Source organism: Pseudomonas sp. S2_A05, from assembly GCF_054668485.1.
This window is the reverse complement of the sequence record NZ_CP162775.1, coordinates 283,727-301,070: the sequence shown is the minus strand read 5'-3', so window position 1 is coordinate 301,070 and position 17,344 is coordinate 283,727. Positions and strand designations below refer to the sequence as shown.

Annotated in this window: 19 protein-coding genes and 1 pseudogene; 8 read left to right on the top strand and 12 right to left on the bottom strand. The window is 60.2% G+C overall.

Translation table 11 applies throughout. The features are described 5' to 3' along the window. Nucleotides 1–71: 71 nt before the first annotated feature. The gene (gene cysK, locus AB4O12_RS01460) at nt 72–1,046 is read right to left on the bottom strand and encodes a cysteine synthase A (protein ID WP_310214820.1); all 975 of its coding nucleotides are present in this window, start codon (nt 1,044–1,046) and stop codon (nt 72–74) included. Between the two features lie 141 nt (nt 1,047–1,187). On the opposite strand from cysK, the gene AB4O12_RS01455 reads away from it, so the two are divergent. Then, a complete protein-coding gene (locus tag AB4O12_RS01455; RefSeq protein ID WP_056783605.1) occupies nt 1,188–2,264 on the top strand; it encodes a DUF748 domain-containing protein in 1,077 nt (358 codons plus the stop codon). Here AB4O12_RS01455 and AB4O12_RS01450 read toward each other — a convergent pair. Both AB4O12_RS01450 and AB4O12_RS01445 read right to left on the bottom strand, forming a co-directional pair. Then, complete coding sequence (locus tag AB4O12_RS01450; RefSeq protein WP_305382409.1) at nt 2,261–2,758, bottom strand: helix-turn-helix domain-containing protein; 498 nt, start codon at nt 2,756–2,758, stop codon at nt 2,261–2,263. The two genes, AB4O12_RS01455 and AB4O12_RS01450, sit on opposite strands and share 4 nt — an antisense overlap. Then, nucleotides 2,746–2,976 (bottom strand): DUF4160 domain-containing protein, encoded by a 231-nt coding sequence (locus AB4O12_RS01445; protein WP_305382407.1) that lies wholly within the window; start codon nt 2,974–2,976, stop codon nt 2,746–2,748. The genes AB4O12_RS01450 and AB4O12_RS01445 overlap by 13 nt, the downstream gene beginning before the upstream one ends. A gap of 198 nt (nt 2,977–3,174) precedes the next feature. Between AB4O12_RS01445 and AB4O12_RS01440 the strand changes: the two genes are divergently transcribed. Further along, nucleotides 3,175–4,020, top strand: coding sequence for an AAA family ATPase (locus AB4O12_RS01440; RefSeq protein WP_460060195.1), 846 nt, complete (start codon nt 3,175–3,177; stop codon nt 4,018–4,020). A gap of 12 nt (nt 4,021–4,032) precedes the next feature. Beyond that, nucleotides 4,033–5,211 carry a vWA domain-containing protein gene (locus tag AB4O12_RS01435; protein ID WP_016771218.1) on the top strand — a complete coding sequence of 393 codons (1,179 nt, stop codon included), beginning with the start codon at nt 4,033–4,035 and terminating at the stop codon, nt 5,209–5,211. Between the two features lie 43 nt (nt 5,212–5,254). Here AB4O12_RS01435 and AB4O12_RS01430 read toward each other — a convergent pair whose 3' ends face one another. The 5 genes and pseudogenes from AB4O12_RS01430 to AB4O12_RS01410 all read right to left on the bottom strand — a co-directional run bounded on the left by AB4O12_RS01430 (nt 5,255) and on the right by AB4O12_RS01410 (nt 9,619). Then, nucleotides 5,255–5,785 carry a hypothetical protein gene (locus tag AB4O12_RS01430; protein WP_460060194.1) on the bottom strand — a complete coding sequence of 177 codons (531 nt, stop codon included), beginning with the start codon at nt 5,783–5,785 and terminating at the stop codon, nt 5,255–5,257. Between the two features lie 118 nt (nt 5,786–5,903). Further along, the gene (locus tag AB4O12_RS01425; RefSeq protein WP_460060193.1) at nt 5,904–6,821 is read right to left on the bottom strand and encodes a 5-oxoprolinase subunit C family protein; all 918 of its coding nucleotides are present in this window, start codon (nt 6,819–6,821) and stop codon (nt 5,904–5,906) included. Next, entirely contained in the window at nt 6,818–7,522 is a 705-nt protein-coding gene (pxpB, locus tag AB4O12_RS01420) for a 5-oxoprolinase subunit PxpB (protein ID WP_460060191.1), read from the bottom strand. Before pxpB ends, AB4O12_RS01425 begins: the two co-directional genes overlap by 4 nt. Beyond that, nucleotides 7,519–8,271, bottom strand: coding sequence for a 5-oxoprolinase subunit PxpA (locus AB4O12_RS01415; RefSeq protein ID WP_460060189.1), 753 nt, complete (start codon nt 8,269–8,271; stop codon nt 7,519–7,521). The genes pxpB and AB4O12_RS01415 overlap by 4 nt, the downstream gene beginning before the upstream one ends. Nucleotides 8,272–8,334: 63 nt before the next feature. After that, nucleotides 8,335–9,619, bottom strand: a pseudogene (locus AB4O12_RS01410) (MFS transporter). Nucleotides 9,620–9,778: 159 nt separating this feature from the next. On the opposite strand from AB4O12_RS01410, the gene AB4O12_RS01405 reads away from it, so the two are divergent. Then, nucleotides 9,779–10,693, top strand: a complete 915-nt coding sequence (locus AB4O12_RS01405) for a LysR family transcriptional regulator (RefSeq protein ID WP_460060187.1) — start codon at nt 9,779–9,781, stop codon at nt 10,691–10,693. A 227-nt stretch (nt 10,694–10,920) separates the two neighbouring features. Here AB4O12_RS01405 and AB4O12_RS01400 read toward each other — a convergent pair whose 3' ends face one another. Genes AB4O12_RS01400 through AB4O12_RS01390 form a run of 3 tightly spaced genes read right to left on the bottom strand, consistent with a single transcriptional unit; the run spans nt 10,921 to nt 12,765 of the window. Then, nucleotides 10,921–11,463, bottom strand: coding sequence for a DUF2937 family protein (locus tag AB4O12_RS01400; RefSeq protein WP_024012023.1), 543 nt, complete (start codon nt 11,461–11,463; stop codon nt 10,921–10,923). Nucleotides 11,464–11,475: 12 nt separating this feature from the next. Further along, a complete protein-coding gene (locus AB4O12_RS01395; RefSeq protein ID WP_041478844.1) occupies nt 11,476–12,252 on the bottom strand; it encodes a class II glutamine amidotransferase in 777 nt (258 codons plus the stop codon). 15 nt (nt 12,253–12,267) lie between these two features. Continuing rightward, entirely contained in the window at nt 12,268–12,765 is a 498-nt protein-coding gene (locus AB4O12_RS01390; protein ID WP_041478845.1) for a hypothetical protein, read from the bottom strand. Between the two features lie 236 nt (nt 12,766–13,001). Here AB4O12_RS01390 and AB4O12_RS01385 point away from each other — a divergent pair, with 236 nt between their 5' ends. Further along, nucleotides 13,002–15,056, top strand: coding sequence for a S9 family peptidase (locus AB4O12_RS01385; RefSeq protein WP_460060186.1), 2,055 nt, complete (start codon nt 13,002–13,004; stop codon nt 15,054–15,056). Nucleotides 15,057–15,291: 235 nt separating this feature from the next. Further along, nucleotides 15,292–15,765: a cyclic nucleotide-binding domain-containing protein gene (locus AB4O12_RS01380; protein ID WP_016771227.1), complete on the top strand. Its 474-nt coding sequence runs from the start codon at nt 15,292–15,294 to the stop codon at nt 15,763–15,765. On the opposite strand, the gene AB4O12_RS01375 is transcribed toward AB4O12_RS01380, so the two are convergent. After that, a complete protein-coding gene (locus AB4O12_RS01375; RefSeq protein ID WP_016771228.1) occupies nt 15,762–16,046 on the bottom strand; it encodes a hypothetical protein in 285 nt (94 codons plus the stop codon). The genes AB4O12_RS01380 and AB4O12_RS01375 overlap by 4 nt on opposite strands. An 80-nt stretch (nt 16,047–16,126) precedes the next feature. On the opposite strand from AB4O12_RS01375, the gene AB4O12_RS01370 reads away from it, so the two are divergent. Beyond that, entirely contained in the window at nt 16,127–16,813 is a 687-nt protein-coding gene (locus AB4O12_RS01370; protein WP_460060185.1) for a spermidine synthase, read from the top strand. 47 nt (nt 16,814–16,860) lie between these two features. Next, nucleotides 16,861–17,286, top strand: a complete 426-nt coding sequence (locus AB4O12_RS01365) for a YajD family HNH nuclease (RefSeq protein WP_460060184.1) — start codon at nt 16,861–16,863, stop codon at nt 17,284–17,286. The last annotated feature ends 58 nt before the right edge of the window (nt 17,287–17,344 follow it).

The following is a 17,344-nucleotide window of genomic DNA, read 5'->3' as shown; positions in this document are numbered from 1 at the left end:
GTTAAGCATTACGCAACAAAGCCTTTATTAACATGCAGCACCTGAACCTCGGCTGACCTGAATCAACAGGCTTACTGCTGGTTCTCCTGCTCGGTAAACAGGTCACTGAACAGCATGCTCGACAGGTAACGCTCACCCGAATCCGGCAGCACCACGACGATGGTTTTACCCTGCATCTCTGGTTTCTCCGCCAGACGCACCGCCACCGCCATGGCAGCACCGCAGGAAATTCCGCACAAAATCCCCTCTTCCTGCATCAGGCGCAAAGCCATGGCCTTGGATTCTTCATCGGTCACCTGCTCGACGCGATCGACCATCGACAGATCAAGATTCTTCGGCACAAAACCGGCGCCAATGCCCTGTATCTTGTGCGGGCTCGGCTTGATTTCGGCACCGGCCAGAGCCTGGGTGATGACGGGCGAAGATGCCGGCTCGACAGCCACCGACAGAATCGGTTTACCGGCGGTGTTCTTGATATACCGCGAGACACCAGTAATGGTTCCGCCGGTGCCGACGCCTGCCACCAGCACATCCACGGCGCCGTCGGTGTCGTTCCAGATTTCCGGGCCGGTGGTCTTTTCGTGAATCGCCGGGTTGGCCGGGTTATCGAATTGCGCCGGCATGAAATATTTATCGGTATCGCTGGCGACGATTTCCACGGCTTTCTCGATGGCGCCCTTCATGCCCTTGGCCGGCTCGGTCAACACCAGTTCCGCGCCCAAGGCTTTAAGAACCTTGCGGCGCTCGATGCTCATCGATGCCGGCATGGTCAGCATCAACTTGTAGCCCCGCGCAGCGGCAACGAAGGCCAGACCGATACCGGTGTTACCGGAAGTCGGCTCGACAATGGTCATGCCCGGCTTGAGTCTGCCGCTGCCTTCGGCGTCCCAGATCATGTTGGCGCCGATTCGGCATTTGACCGAGTAACCGGGATTGCGCCCCTCGATCTTGGCCAGAATCGTAACCCCGCGCGGCGCGATGCGGTTGATCTGGACCAGCGGCGTATTACCGATGGAGTGGGCGTTGTCAGCGTAAATACGGCTCATGGCTGGGTCCTTATGCAGCGTTGAATTCAGCCTTCCAAGGTAAGCCCGTTGCCGATCACAGTCCAGTCGGGTCGAACGTCTGCAAACGCGCGGAGTCAATCGCTTTGAATCGTCAAGCCACACTCTTGAAGGAACAATGGCATGAAACGTCGTTACAGCTGGCCGCTCTGGACCCTGGCGGGTGTCGTGGTGCTGCTGGTCGCCCTGCATTTCGCCCTGCCCTATCTGGTACGCGACTACCTCAATGACAAGCTCGCGGACATGGGCGATTACCGTGGACAGATCACCGATGTCGATCTCGCGCTATGGCGCGGCGCCTACAAAATCAACGGCCTGAAGATCGTCAAGGTCGATGGCAAGGTCCCGGTGCCGTTCGTCGATGCGCCGTTGATCGATCTGTCGGTGAGCTGGCATTCGTTGTGGTACGACCATGCCGTGGTCGCGCAGGTGCAATTCCTCAATCCCGAAATCAACTTCGTCGACGGTGGCCCCAACAAGCAGAACTCGCAAACCGGTCAGGGCACCGACTGGCGTGAACAATTGGGCAAGCTGCTGCCGATCACCCTCGATGAAGTGCAGATCAACGACGGCCGTATCACCTTCCGCAACTTCAATTCCAAGCCGCCGGTGAACATGAACGCCAGCAACGTCAACGCCAGCATCTACAACCTGACCAATGTGGTCGACAAGGAAGGCAAACGCGACGCCCGCTTTGAAGGCAAGGCCTTGCTGCTGGGCCACGCGCCATTGGAAACCACCGCCACCTTCGATCCGCTGAGCAACTTCGAAGACTTTGAATTCCGTCTGCGCGCTCGCGACATCGAGCTCAAACGCATGAACGACTTCGCCGCCGCCTACGGCAAGTTCGACTTCAACGCCGGCCACGGCGACGTGGTTATCGAAGCGAAGGCAGAGAAAGCCCGACTCACCGGCTACATCAAACCCCTGCTGCGCGACGTCGACGTTTTCAACTGGCAGCAAGACGTCGAGAACAAGAACAAAGGCCTGTTCCGCTCAATCTGGGAAGCGCTGGTCGGCGGCACCGAGACCGTGCTGAAAAACCAGAACAAAAACCAGTTCGCCACGCGAGTCGAACTCAGCGGCAATGTTCACCAGCAGAACGTCAACGCCTTCGAAGCGTTTTTGCAGATTTTGCGCAATGGCTTCATCCAGGCATTCAATGCGCGATATGAGCGGCCGAAGCCGGATGAGGGTTAATTTTTGCGGTTGACGACATATCGACCTGTGTCTTCGGCCGCTATCGATGAACGCTGTTGCAGCGAATCCCAGCCCAGGCAGGCCAAGGCCAAAGAACGTGGCACTGCTTCACGCCCATTGCTGTAACGGCTGATGCTGCGAGCGCTCACACCGAGCGCTTCGGCCGCATCATTGAGAGAAAGTCCGGTACGGGCGCGCCAATCGATAAAAATGCGCGTGTTCTCATCCTGGGCATTTTGCGCTAGCGCATCCATATACAAGGTGTCTGCACCGATCTGTACGTCGGGTTCAACCCATTCAACGATCCAACCCTCGTCCCCGACTACGGCAGTCGCAAAGACTTCGCGATCAAGCAGTGGCCGCAGACCTGGATAAGTATGAATATCCATCCCCAAACCAACTGTCAGTTCCTGACCATTGATAAATGTCAGCGCCAACCTGAAATCCGACAGGACGTGCGCAGATCGCAGACGCGGCCGTTTCATGGGTAACATCGTTTCCACTCCTTCAGTAGTTGCGCCTGATGTGCGCCCACCCAAGCCAACGCTTCTTTGACGATCAGCGGCGGGGCCTTACCCATCATGACTTCGATCGTTTCCAGGCTGAGTATCACGTCAACGCCGCCACCGGTCAGGTGGACATGGGGCGGTGGGTGATCTTTCTCACGCAGTTGTATGCGGTATTTATCGCGAAATCGGTATTTAGTAGACATGGATCACAAGCTATCGCCAAATCGGCGATACCGAAATACTGGCCATCCGCCGAGACTGAGTCAACATGTGACGCTCCATTCAGAGACTGAATAAGCCGTCTGCGTTCACAGTCGACCGGCGTGCGCGTTATAGTCGGGCATCCGATTATTCGCCCCGCCCTGCCCGCAAGGTCAGCGTTACCGTTCGAGGATTTGCAGATGAAGTTCGAAGGCACCCAGGCCTACGTCGCCACCGATGACCTGAAGCTGGCGGTCAACGCCGCCATCACCCTGGAACGGCCGCTGCTGGTCAAGGGTGAGCCGGGCACCGGCAAGACCATGCTCGCCGAGCAACTGGCCGAGTCGTTCGGGGCCAAGCTGATCACCTGGCACATCAAGTCCACCACCAAGGCCCATCAGGGTCTGTACGAGTACGACGCGGTCAGCCGTTTGCGCGACTCGCAGCTGGGCAATGAAAAAGTCCATGACGTGCGCAATTACCTGAAGAAGGGCAAGCTCTGGGAAGCCTTTGAGTCCGAGGAGCGGGTGATTCTGCTGATCGACGAAATCGACAAGGCCGACATCGAGTTCCCCAACGACCTGTTGCAAGAACTCGACAAGATGGAGTTCTACGTTTACGAAATCGACGAGACCATCAAGGCCAAGAAGCGCCCGATCATCATCATTACTTCCAACAACGAGAAAGAACTGCCGGACGCCTTCCTGCGCCGCTGCTTCTTCCACTACATCGCCTTCCCCGACCGCACTATCCTGCAGAAAATCGTCGACGTGCACTACCCGGACATCAAAAAGGACCTGGTCAGCGAAGCGCTCGACGTGTTCTTCGACGTGCGCAAGGTACCGGGCCTGAAGAAAAAGCCTTCGACGTCCGAGCTGGTCGACTGGCTGAAACTGCTGATGGCCGACAACATCGGCGAAGCGGTGCTGCGCGAGCGCGATCCGACCAAAGCCATTCCGCCGCTGGCAGGCGCACTGGTGAAGAACGAACAGGACGTGCAACTGCTTGAGCGCCTGGCGTTCATGAGCCGGCGCGGCACCCGCTAAGAGGCTGCTGCCATGTTGCTCAACCTGTTCAACGAAATGCGTGCAGCCAAGGTGCCGGTGTCGGTACGCGAGCTGCTCGACCTGATCAACGCGCTGAAACAGCGCGTGACCTTCGCCGACATGGACGAGTTCTACTACTTGTCGCGGGCGATTCTGGTGAAGGACGAGCGCCATTTCGACAAGTTCGACCGCGCGTTCGGTGCCTACTTCAATGGCCTGGAGAAACTCGACGATCACTTGCAGGCGCTGATTCCCGAAGACTGGCTGCGCAAGGAATTCGAGCGTTCGCTGAGCGACGAAGAACGCGCGCAGATCCAGTCCCTTGGCGGGCTGGACAAGCTCATCGAGGAATTCAAGAAGCGTCTGGAAGAACAGAAGGAACGTCACGCCGGCGGCAACAAATGGATCGGCACCGGCGGCACCAGCCCGTTCGGTTCCGGCGGTTTCAACCCGGAAGGCATCCGCGTTGGCGATGCCGGCAAGCGTCAGGGCAAAGCGGTCAAGGTCTGGGATCAGCGCGAGTACAAGAACCTCGACGATTCGGTGGAACTGGGCACGCGCAACATCAAGGTCGCCCTGCGTCGTCTGCGCAAGTTCGCCCGTCAGGGTGCGGCGGAAGAACTCGACATTGACGGCACCATCGACCACACCGCCAAGGACGCCGGCCTGCTGAATATCCAGATGCGCCCGGAACGGCGCAACACGGTGAAGCTGCTGCTGTTGTTCGACATCGGCGGTTCGATGGATGCGCACGTGAAGATCTGCGAGGAATTGTTCTCGGCCTGCAAGACCGAGTTCAAGCATCTTGAGTATTTCTACTTCCACAACTTCATTTATGAATCAGTGTGGAAGAACAACATGCGCCGCACTTCCGAACGCACCTCGACCCAGGATCTGCTGCATAAATACGGCGCCGACTACAAAGTGATCTTCATCGGTGACGCCGCCATGGCGCCTTACGAAATCACCCAGGCCGGTGGCAGCGTCGAGCACTGGAACGAAGAGCCGGGTTACGTGTGGATGCAGCGCTTCATGGAGAAATACAAGAAGCTCATCTGGATCAACCCGTATCCGAAAGATACCTGGGGCTATACCTCGTCGACCAACATCGTCCGCGATCTGATCGAGGATCAGATGTATCCGCTGACGCTGCGCGGGCTTGAAGAAGGGATGCGGTTCTTGTCCAAATGACCGCCTGATCATTCCCACGCTGAGCGCGGGAATGATCAAAGAATTACCAGCCCGATTTGATGTAGGCCACGCAAAGTCTGTCCATGAAGGCTCGGTCATCCGTTTCGCAAACAGGCGGAGGAGACACGCCGCGTTGTTTCGCCTGCCGCACGATTTCATTGCGCTGCTGAGCTTCGCGCTGTAAACGGTTGGCCTTTTCCTGCCGGGTTTCCGGCCTTGTCAGCAGTTCCTCTTTCATCTGACCTTGCGCATCAAAGAAGCGAAACCGCACACCGGTAGCCGGACCTTGCGCAACCCTGCCCTCGGCAATCAGCTCCATACAGGCGCCGTTCTGTCCGGTTTGAAGGTGCCTGACAAACATGCGCCGGATATCGGAATTGGCGGTAGACAGAAATTTTTCGATCGGGTCTGTCATTGCTTCGCTATCGGCGTCACCGGCGTCTACCCGTTGCAGACTACCAAAACGATCGACTCTGGCCTTGTAGACCACATCAGCTCTGGCGCGATCATGGAACTCGACGACGCTCACGGCACCTTCCGCGCTGGTTTGGGCACTGACTTTCATATAACGCATCTGTAACTTCCTTGTGAGAGATGAAGCGCAATCGTTTCATATGCTCACAGTCACGACTGTAAGGCGACGTACTTAGCTGCCAGGAAGCGTCTCGGTTTTGTGTACGAAACCATGCACGTTACGCGTAGGACCTCAGGTAGTTCTGATGCGTTTTCCAGGCTTGCTCCTGCATTACCGGAATGAATCGCACCGTTGCCCCTGGCAGACATTGCGCCAGCCCGGCCAGCGCCAGCGGCGTCAACGCGCCCAGGCGCGGGTATCCGCCAATGGTCTGGCGATCGTTGAGCAACACGATCGGTTGGCCATCGGGCGGCACCTGCACCGCGCCCAACGGAATCCCCTCGGAGATCATCGGCGCGCCCTGATATTGCAACGCCGAGCCGAGCAGGCGGATGCCCATGCGGTCGGCGCGACTGTCGAGTGTCCAGGTGCTGTTGAACACATCGAACAGGCTCTGCCCGCTGAACTGGCCGATCTGTGCGCCGAGCACCAAATCCAAAGGCGCGTGCATTTTGAAATCCGGCCGCAGCGCCGAAGGCATTTCCCGTACTGCCAACGCTTCGCCGCTGTAACCGAGCACCGCCCCTTTGGCGAGCGGAAGGCCCATGCCATCAAGCCCGCCCAATTCTTCGCGCACCACCGTGGCACTGCTGCCCAGTACCTTGGGCGCAGTAAACCCAAAGGGCGCGGCCAGATACGCCCGGGCGCCGAGCAAAGGCTGCGTGAACCGCAATGTCTGGCCTTTCGCCAATTTGAAACTGCGCCACGGCGCCAGCGGCTGGCCGTCGATCTGCGCGCCGAGATCCGCTCCCGCCAGCGCCAGCAGGCAATCCTCTTCAGCCACAACAGCAAACCCGCCGAGGGTGATTTCAACCACTGCTGCATCCAGCTCATTGCCGAGCAGCCAATTGGCCCAGCTCATCGAACACCAATCCGCCGCGCCGCCTTGGGTCACGCCCAGATGCCGCACGCCAAACCGCCCGGCGTCCTGCAACAGGCACAGCGGCGTGCTGGCCTCGATCATCAATCGACTCATGCCAGCGCCTCCAGTGGGGTGTCATCGCCGCCCAAGCGTATGAATTCGGCGTGATCGACGGCTTCGAAGCGCACCGTGTCGCCCGGTTGCATCAGGCTGTAGCCGTCGCGATGGCGATCAAACAGTTGCGCCGGGGTGCGCCCGATCAGGTTCCAGCCACCAGGTGAAACTACCGGATAAGCCGCCGTCTGCCGCTCAGCGATGCCCACGCTGCCGGCGGCAACTTTCTTGCGCGGCGTGCTCAAGCGCGGCGCGGCGAGCATTTCTTCGACCAGACCCATGAAGGCAAAACCCGGCGCAAAGCCCAGCGCGAACACCTGATATTCCCGTGCGCTGTGGCGACGAATCACCTCCTCCACCGCGAGACCGCTGCGTTCAGCCAGCAGGCTCAGTTCCGGGCCGACACTCAAGTCGTACCAGACCGGCAAGACGTGACACTGCCCGGCACGGCGCGCATTCGGCGCCAGATCGATCAGCGCTTCGGCGATCAAGTCACGCGCCTGAGCAGGACTCAACAGCGTCAGGTCGTAATGCACCATCAACGTCGTATAGGACGGCACCAGATCGATCAACTGTGCACCAAACACCGTGCGCAAACGCTCGCTGGCGGCGAGCAGCCACGGCATGTTGGCTTCGGCGATTTCATCGAACAGACGCAGCATCAGGCAGTCGAGCGCCACCACTTCAATCCGTGGGTTCATGACGCACTCGACTGTTGCAAGGCTTGGCGAATGCGCTGCACGGCGGCCACGGAACTGGCGTTGTCGCCGTGTACACACAAGGTATTGGCGCGCAGGATCAAGGCGCTGCCATCACTGGCGGTGAGCGCGCCGCCATCGGCGATGGTCAGCGCTTGCTCGATGATTTTTTCGGGATCGTGATGCACGGCGCCCGGCAGTTGCCGGGAGACCAGCCGGCCGGCGCTGTCGTAGGCACGGTCGGCGAATGCTTCAAACCACAGCGTTACGCCGTATTCATCGCCAATTTGCTGCGCCGCAGCGTTGTCTCGGGTCGCCATCAACATCAGCGGCAAGCTACGGTCATACGCGGCCACGGCCTGCACCACCGCGCGCAACTGCGCCGGGTTGGCCATCATGTCGTTGTACATCGCGCCGTGGGGTTTGACGTAGCTCACGCGCCCGCCCTGCGCCTTGCAGATGCCGTCGAGGGCACCGATCTGGTAATGCAGGATGTCTTGCAGCTCTTGCGCGGAATAGGCCATGGAACGCCGGCCGAATCCGACCAGATCCTGATAGGCCGGGTGCGCGCCAATCTGCACGCCATGCTCGAGCGCCAGCGCCACTGTTTTGCGCATGATGCTCGGGTCGCCGGCATGGAAACCACAGGCAACGTTGGCGCAATCGATGAAGGGCATGACTTCGGCGTCCAGACCCATGGTCCAGCTGCCGAAGCTCTCGCCAATGTCGCAATTCAATAGCAGGCGGCTCACGGTGAACACTCCTGTAGCTGCTGGTCTTTTTTATCTGTAGGAGACTTCTGCGCAGGGTATCAGTTACTGCGCGTCGAGTTGCTTGCCACGGGTTTCCGGCAGGCTCAGCGCCGCCAGAATCACCACACCATAGGAGACCGCCGCGAAGGCGCCGATGCCCATGCTCAATGGCACTTTCTGGCTGAGCAGGCCGATCAACAGCGGGAACAAAGCCGCCAGCGCGCGGCCGATGTTGTAGCAGAACCCCGGCCCGAGCCGCGTATCCGCGTAGGGAACAATTCGGTGAGAAACGCGCCCATGCCGCTGAAAATCCCCGAGGCGAAGAAGCCCAGCGGAAAGCCCAGCCACAGCATCACGCCATTGCTGACCGGCATCTGCGTGTAGAGCAGAACGATGGTGAACGAGCCGACGGCAAACAAAATGAAGTTCTTTTTCCGCCCCAGCAGGTCGGTCAGATAAGCGCTGATCACATAGCCGACGTAAGAACCGACGATCACCATCGCCAGATAACCACCGGTGCCAAGCACGCTCAAACCGCGCTCGTTCTTGAGGAAAGTCGGCAGCCAGGAGGTGATCGCGTAGTAGCCGCCCAGCGCACCGGTGGTCAGCAAGGAAGCGCGAAACGTGGTGAAGAGCATGCCCGGTGCGAAGATCTCGTAGAACTTCGCCGGGTTTTCCGGAGTTTGCGCGGCTTTGGCTTCGCGATATATCTCCGGATCTTTCACCAGGCGACGGACAAAAATCACGAATATCGCCGGCACGATGCCAAGGATGAACAGCGCGCGCCAGGCATCTTCCGCAGGCAACACCGAAAACAGCAGCGCGTACAGAATCGCCGTCAGGCCCCAACCCAGCGCCCAGCCGGATTGCACCATGCCCACCGCTTTGCCGCGATCCTTGGCGCGGATCACTTCACCGATCAACACTGCGCCAGCGGTCCATTCACCGCCGAAACCGAAGCCCATCAGGGTGCGGGCGATCAACAATTGTTCGTAGTTTTGCGCGAAGCCGCAGAGGAAGGTGAAGAAGGCGAACCACAGCACCGTCAGTTGCAGGGTGCGCACACGGCCGATGCGGTCGGAGAGAATCCCGGCGACCCAACCGCCGATGGCCGAGGCGATCAGGGTGCTGGTGTGAATCAGTCCCGCTTCGCCCGTGGTGATGCCCCACATCGCGATCAGCGTCGGCACGACGAAGCTGAGCATCTGTGTGTCCATACCGTCCAGACCGTAGCCGATCTTGCAGCTCCAGAACGTGCGACGCTCCTGCTGGTTGATGTTGCGGTACCAGTCGAAAGGTCCGGGGCGAGCCGCAGGCTGGATAAAGGGAGGGTATCGGGAGCACTCATGGCAAATCTCCGCAGGGCTTTTATTGGTCTTGTTCGAAGCTCCGACGACGCCTATCGTGGGAACCGGATGCGTCGATTTTTCGTCGCCCTGCCCTGCGCCGTCCAACGAATAAAAACCCGCCTTAGGCATAAGAAAAATTTGTCACTCGAGCCTTGTCCATGAATCTGAAGTTTCTCGAGACCTTTGTCTGGGTCGCGCGCCTGAAGAGTTTTCGCCTGACCGCTGACAATCTGTTCACCACCCAGGCATCGATTTCCAGCCGCATTGCGGTGCTCGAAGGCGAGCTGGGCGTAAAGCTGTTTTTGCGCGACTCACGCGGCGTCAGCCTGACCCCGGAAGGCCTGAAAGTGCTCGACTATGCCGAGCAGATGCTCGACACCATGGCGGCGCTGAAGCAGTCGATCGAGACCCGTTCGAGCAAGGTCGGCCGGGTGCGTATCGGCGTGATGGACACAGTGATCCATACCTGGCTGAGCCCGCTGGTGGCGCAGATGACCGATCTGTACCCACGGGTGGAAATCGAATTGGTCGCGGATACCGCGCTGAACCTCTGCGATCAACTGCAAAAAGGCTTCCTTGATCTGGTTCTGCAAACCGATCTGGTCCGTCACGAAAGCGTGCGCAGCCTCGAGCTGGCGAGCCATCCGCTGGGCTGGATCGTCGCCAGCAATTCGATCTACAACCGCGACTACGCCGACCTCGCCGAACTGGCGCAGGAGCGGATCATCACCTACTCGAAAAACTCACGACCGCATCAGGATATCGTCGCGCTGATGCAGGCCAGCGGCGTCATGGCGCCACGCTTGAATTGCGTGAACTCGGTGTCGGCGATCACCCGGTTGTTGCGCGATGGCTTCGGTATCGGCGCGCTGCCGCCGGTGCTGGTGACCGAGGAGCTGGCACGGGGCGAATTGATCTTGCTCGACATCGAGCAGCGGCCGGCGAATCTGCCGGTGGTGGTGTCGTGGCGGGTCGGGGTTGAGTGGGTCGAAGAGATCGTGACGTTGTGTCAGCAGGTCCTGGCGGGGTATGCGCACAAGGTCGGCAAGGACTGCATCACCCTCACTGAATGATTAGTGGCGAGGGGATTTATCCCCGCTCGGCTGCGCAGCAGTCGTGATTGCGGCCAACGCGGTCTTTCAGTGCAGGTTTTGGGGCTGCTGCGCAGCCCAACGGGGATAAATCCCCTCGCCACAGAACTCATTCATCACAGAACCCACTCGCCACGGAACTCATTCGCCACAGAACCCACTCCCCCCATGCCATAAGGCCTCTCTTGCCAGAGGGGATTGTGCAAGTCTTACAAACCGCGCACATCGCGATCTTCGATCGGTCGGCTCTGGCGCAGGCGGCGGCCGCCGAGGACGACCCAGTCGATCAGGCGGAACAGGCATTCGACGCCGAACGACAGCAGCAACGCGCCGCTCATGCCCCAGATCATCGCCTCTGGCGTCAGCAGGATCTGGTAGCTGTAGCCGTTCCAGGTTTCCTTGCGAATATCCGGATCGGCGGCCAGCACCACTTGCAGGAAGCGCACATACCACGGGCCTTGCATCGCCTGGAATTGCTTGTCCAGCGCGACCTGGCGAGTGAGCAAAGTGTTCAGGCTGTCGGCATCGCTGCGAAAAATCGGGTCTTCGCTGGCACGGTAATGTGCGACCAGCGCCTGCATATCGCCTTTGAAAAACTGATCCGCCGTGCCCTGGAAACCACGCAGACCGGTCTGCGCTTCGATCAGGTGCGCTTCGACACGTTGCGCGTAATCGTTGATGAACCCCGGCACCTGGACACCGATCAACAGGCCCGCCGCAAACAACACCAGCCGTAGATAACTGAGCAACATGGGTGCAAATCCTTATTCGGTCTTGCCCTGGCTGACGCATTCGCCGCGTCGCCACAGGCTCCATTGGCCCGGTTCGTAACGGGTCCAGGTTTCGTTTTCGGTCAAAGGCTCGGTGGCAATCACCGTGACCACGTCGTTGGGCGTGGTTTCGGCCTGGAAGTCGACGATCACATCGACATCCTTGAGCCGCGCCGGGCCGAACGGGGCGCGGCGGGTGATCTGGGCGAGTTTGGTCGAGCAGTAACAGAACAGCCAGTCACCGTCGCTGAGCAGGCAATTGAACACGCCTTTGCTGCGATATTCAGCGCAAGCGGCGACCAGATCCGGCAGCAGCACTTCGATATCGACCGGCTCGGGGAAGGCTGCGCGTACCCGGTTGAGCAAATCGCAGAACGCCGCTTCGCTGTCGGTATCGCCGACCGGTCGGTAGAAACTCTTGATCGCAGTGAAGTCGGCGAGCTGGCCGTTGTGCGCGAAACACCAGTTGCGCCCCCACAGTTCGCGGACGAACGGGTGGGTGTTGGACAGGCAGACCTTGCCGACGTTGGCCTGGCGAATATGGCCGATGACCACTTCGCTCTTGATCGGATAACGCTGCACCAGGTTGGCAACTTCCGACTCGCTGCTCGCTGCCGGGTCCTGAAACAGCCGCAGGCCCCGCCCTTCGTAGAAGGCAATGCCCCAGCCGTCGCGGTGCGGGCCGGTACGGCCGCCGCGTTGCATCAGGCCGGTGAAGCTGAACACGATGTCGGTCGGCACGTTGGCACTCATGCCCAGTAATTCACACATGTGCGGACTCTCGGGTTACAGACGCGGCTCGACCCGCATGCGCTGCGGATTGTTCGGCACTGGCGGGCGACCGTAGCGGTCGTCACCGGCGCCGCCGAACGGTTGATCATCGTCGCGCTCTTCGGCACGGGCCGCAGCCTTGGCTGCCTCGGCGCGTTCACGCCGTGCTGCCGAGGCACGCTCGATCGGCAGGCGGATCAAAACGAAAACCAGATACACCCCGAAGGCGATCATGCCGTACATGAACAGATCGGAAACCGCGCGCCAGGCGTTGTTGCCGACCTTGAACAGCATGTCCAGGGCGGTGATGGCGATGGCCGGTGCAACTTTGGCTTTCACCGGATCGACGATGGTCGGGCTGAACAGCAACACCGCCATCAGCACACGCAGCGGCTCGCGCAGCCAGCGCCACATCCAGGTGGTCAGGCGCATCCATACCAGCAGGCAGCCCACGGCGGCAAAGGCGTAAAGGCCCCAGGCGATCAGATAGTCGTTCTCGGTCATGGTGTCCATGGCAAGGCAGGCAAATAGGCGCTTATAGTAACGACTTTTCGCCCATGCGGCTTGTCCCAATACCAGACGGCCAGCAGCCGCCCCTGTGGGAGCGAGCCTGCTCGCGAATACGGACTGTCAGTTGCAACAGCGGCGCCTGACACACCGCTTTCGCGAGCAGGCTCGCTCCCACACGGGCTGCGGCGCTTTCAAGACCTGCGAACAACCCAATTCCGAATATTGTCCGAGAGCCTTCCATGCCCCAATCCGCCAATGTCATGACTGCCCCGATTGCCCACCGGGCGCCCGGTGCCGACCCGTATGCCTGGCTGCAGGAACGCGATACCGACGCGGTGCTCGACTACCTCAAGGCTGAAAACGCTTATCAGGAAGCGCAAATCGCCGATCAGGCCGAGCTGCGCGAAAACCTGTTCTATGAGATCAAGGGCAGGATTCTGGAAACCGACCTGTCCCTGCCCTCGCCCTGGGGCCCGTATCTGTATTACACGCGCACCACCGCCGGTGACGAATATGCCCGGCACTACCGCTGCCCGCGCCCGGCGGACGACAGCCTGACCCTCGATGAAAGCCGCGAGCAACTGTTGCTCGACCCGAATGCGCTGGCCAACGGCGGTTTCTTCTCGCTCGGTGCTTTCAGCATCAGCCCCGATCACCAGCGCCTGGCCTACAGCGTCGATACCTCGGGCGACGAGATCTACACGCTGTTCGTCAAGGAGCTGTCCAACGACAAGGTCAGCGAACTGGAATTCGAGGACTGCGACGGCAGCATGACCTGGGCCAACGACAGCCTGACCCTGTTTTTCGGTGTGCTCGACGACACCCATCGCCCGCATAAACTGTTCCGCTATCGTCTCGATGGCACCGCCGCTGAAGAAGTCTTCCACGAGCCGGATGGGCGTTTCTTCCTGCATTGCTACCGCGCCAGCTCCGAACAGCAATTGCTGCTGTCGCTGGGCAGCAAGACCACCAGTGAAGTTTGGGCGCTGGACGCCAACCAACCGCACCTGCCGTTCAACTGCCTGGCGCCACGGGTCGAAGATCACGAATACGACGTCGACCACGGCCTGCTCGATGGCGTCTGGACATGGTTTATCCGTACCAACCGCGACGGCATCAACTTCGCCCTGTATCAGGCCCCGGACACTGGCGTGCCGCCGAGCGAGGCCGACTGGCAGAACCTGATCCCGCACAACGAAGAAGTGATGCTCGACGGTGTCAGCCTCAACACCGAGGCGATGACTTTGAGTCTGCGCGGAGGTGGCCTGCCGATCATCGAGGTTCACCCACAGGGCTCGGCGCCGTATCGCGTGCAATTGCCCGATGCGGCCTACAGCCTCCACGTGCAAAACAGCCTGGAATTCGAGAGCGACCGCATTCGCTTGCGCTACGAAGCATTGAATCGCCCGGCCCAGGTGCGCCAGTTGATTCTTGCCAGCGGCGAGCAAACGGTGCTCAAGGAAACCCCGGTACTCGGCCAATTTGATGCCGACGCCTATGTCAGCCAACGCCTGTGGGCGACCGCCCCGGACGGTACGCAGGTGCCGATCAGTCTGGTGATGAAGCGCGAGATGGTCGGTAAACCGGTGCCGCTGTATCTGTATGGTTATGGCGCTTACGGCTCCAGCCTCGATCCGTGGTTTTCTCACGCACGCCTGAGTCTGCTCGATCGCGGCATGGCCTTCGCCATTGCCCACGTACGCGGCGGCGGCGAGCTGGGCGAAGCCTGGTATCGCGCCGGCAAGCAGGAACACAAACACAACACCTTCAGCGACTTCATCGCCTGCGCTGAGTTTCTGATCCTCAACGGCATCACCACGGCGGAAAAACTGGCGATCAGCGGCGGCAGCGCCGGTGGCCTGCTGATCGGCGCGGTGCTCAACCAGCGCCCGGACCTGTTCGGCGTGGCGATTGCCGAAGTGCCGTTCGTCGACGTGCTCAACACCATGCTCGACCCCGAGCTGCCGCTGACCGTCACCGAATACGACGAATGGGGCAACCCGGAAGAACCGGACGTCTATGATCGGATCAAGGCTTACGCACCGTACGAAAACGTCACCGCGCAAGCTTATCCGCCACTGCTGGTGATCGCCGGCTACAACGACAGCCGCGTGCAGTACTGGGAAGCGGCCAAGTGGGTAGCAAAATTGCGCGCAACCAAGACCGACGACAATGTGCTGCTGCTCAAGACCGAACTGGGCGCCGGGCATGGCGGTATGAGCGGGCGCTATCAGGGATTACGTGACGTAGCGCTCGAATATGCATTTGTGTTCAAGGTTTTGCAGATTGCCTGAGGAACTCTGTGGGTGGCTTGGGTCTTACAGCAGACCCTTGTGGCGAGAGGATTTATCCCCGTTGGGCTGCGAAGCGGCCCCAAAACCTGCAAACTCAGTATTCCTGAAGCACCGAGTTGGCAGGATTTGCGACTGCTGCGCAGCCGAGCGGGGATAAATCCCCTCGCCACAAAAGCCCATTCCTACGGGATCCGTGTATAGCCTTGAAATGTGATAACAAAAAGACCGCATCGACATGTCTGAACCGACCTTTCTGAACAACGAGATCCGCGACTGGCTGATGGACTGTGGCCTGTTCGATCAATTGCAGCTGGCCGACTTCGCGGCCGCCTCCGGCTATTTCAGCATTAGCACCGTGGCTGAAGGCGAGGCGATTTTTCGCGAGGGTGATGCCGGCAGTTTCATGTGCATCATCCACACCGGCCAGGTCGCCGTGCAGAAAACCGGCGCTGACGGCCAGGTCATCACCATGGCCACCCTGCGCAGCGGCCGGGCCTTCGGTGAAATGGCCGTGCTTGATGGCGAACGTCGTTCGGCCACGTGTATCGCGGCGAGCAACTGTCAGTTGCTCAACCTGGGCAAGGATTCGCTGGAAAAAATGCTCAACGACGCACCGAAAATCGCCGCAAAAATCATCCGCGCCCTCGCCGTCTCGCTGTCCAAACGCCTGCGCATGGCCGATGGCCAGCTCGCCGCACAACAGGTTTAGCCGCCCGGGGATTTGACCTTGTTGCCGTTCGGCTCGATGCCCGGCACCGGTTGATCCTTGCTCGGCGGGCTGGGCATTTCAATCGGCACCAGTGGCGGGCTGCCGCTACCGGCGCCCGACTTGGGCAGGGTGATCGGGGTGATCTGCGGATACGGTGTCGGCGTCGCGGTGCCGGGCGAGCCGGGTTGCGGCGTCGGGCTGACCGGAACGCTCTGCTGGGCCTGCACTGCAGTAATCGCGAGCGCGGCCAGGGTAATGACCGTTAGAATGGTGCGCTTCATCAAGGGCTCCGTTTGGCCTTTAGTCTGTGCTCAGGCTACTCCCAACGCGCCTGCTTGCCTTCCCCCCTTTAGAGATTCCCATGAAACGTTTCGTTCTGCTCGACACCACCCCGATCCCTGAAAACGGCGGTGCCCTGTGCCTGTTCGAGTATGGCGAGGATTTCGTCATCAAGATCCGGGGCGGCGACGGCGGACAGTTGATGAACACGCGCATGCACGGTTCCGAGGACGCACTGGCAGAAATTCCCTGCCGCAAGGTCGCCGGCCGGTCGAATTCGCGGGTGTTGATCGGTGGCCTGGGCATGGGTTTCACCCTCGCCTCGGCACTCAAGCATCTGGGCAAGTCCGCCGAAGTGGTGGTCGCTGAGCTGGTGCCCGGCGTGGTCGAGTGGAATCGCGGCCCGCTCGGGGAGAAATCCGGTCGGCCATTGCTTGACCCGCGCACGGTGATCCGTCAGGAAGATGTGGCCAATGTGCTGCAAAGCGAGCCGAACGGTTTCGATGCGATCATGCTTGACGTCGACAACGGCCCCGAAGGCCTGACTCAAAAGGCCAACAGCTGGCTGTATTCCGCCGCAGGTCTGAATGCCTGCGCCAAGGCGCTGCGCCCCAAAGGTGTGCTCGCGGTATGGTCGGCCAGCGCCGACCGACAGTTTTCCGACAAATTGAAGAAGGCCGGTTTCAAGGCCGAAGAAGTCCAGGTCTTCGCCCACGGCAACAAGGGCACCCGTCACACGATCTGGATTGCCGAGAAGCTCAAGGGCTGAGCTAAACTGCGCATAACCGTCATCAGTCTTTCTGCAAAGGTGAACCCATGAGTTCGTCCACCCCCACCAACACGTCGAAGCTGGACCGCATCCTCGCCGACAACCAGCGCGACAAGGAAATGGGCTACCGCGACAAAGCCCTGAAGATGTACCCACACGTCTGCGGCCGCTGCGCCCGTGAGTTTTCCGGCAAGCGCCTGAGCGAACTGACTGTGCATCACCGCGACCACAACCACGACAACAACCCGCAGGACGGCTCGAACTGGGAGCTGTTGTGCCTGTATTGCCACGACAACGAGCACTCGCGTTACACCGATCAGCAGTATTTCGGCGACGGCTCGCTGAGCACACCGAAGATCGCCAAGGCCACGCATAACCCGTTTGCGGCCCTGGCTGGGCTGATGAAAAAGAAGATTGAAGATCTTCATCGCCTGAGCTGGCCCTTTCGCGAGCAGGCTCGCTCCCACAGTTGAAATGCGTTCCCCTGTGGGAGCGAGCCTGCTCGCGAAGGCGGCCGGCCAGGCACCACAA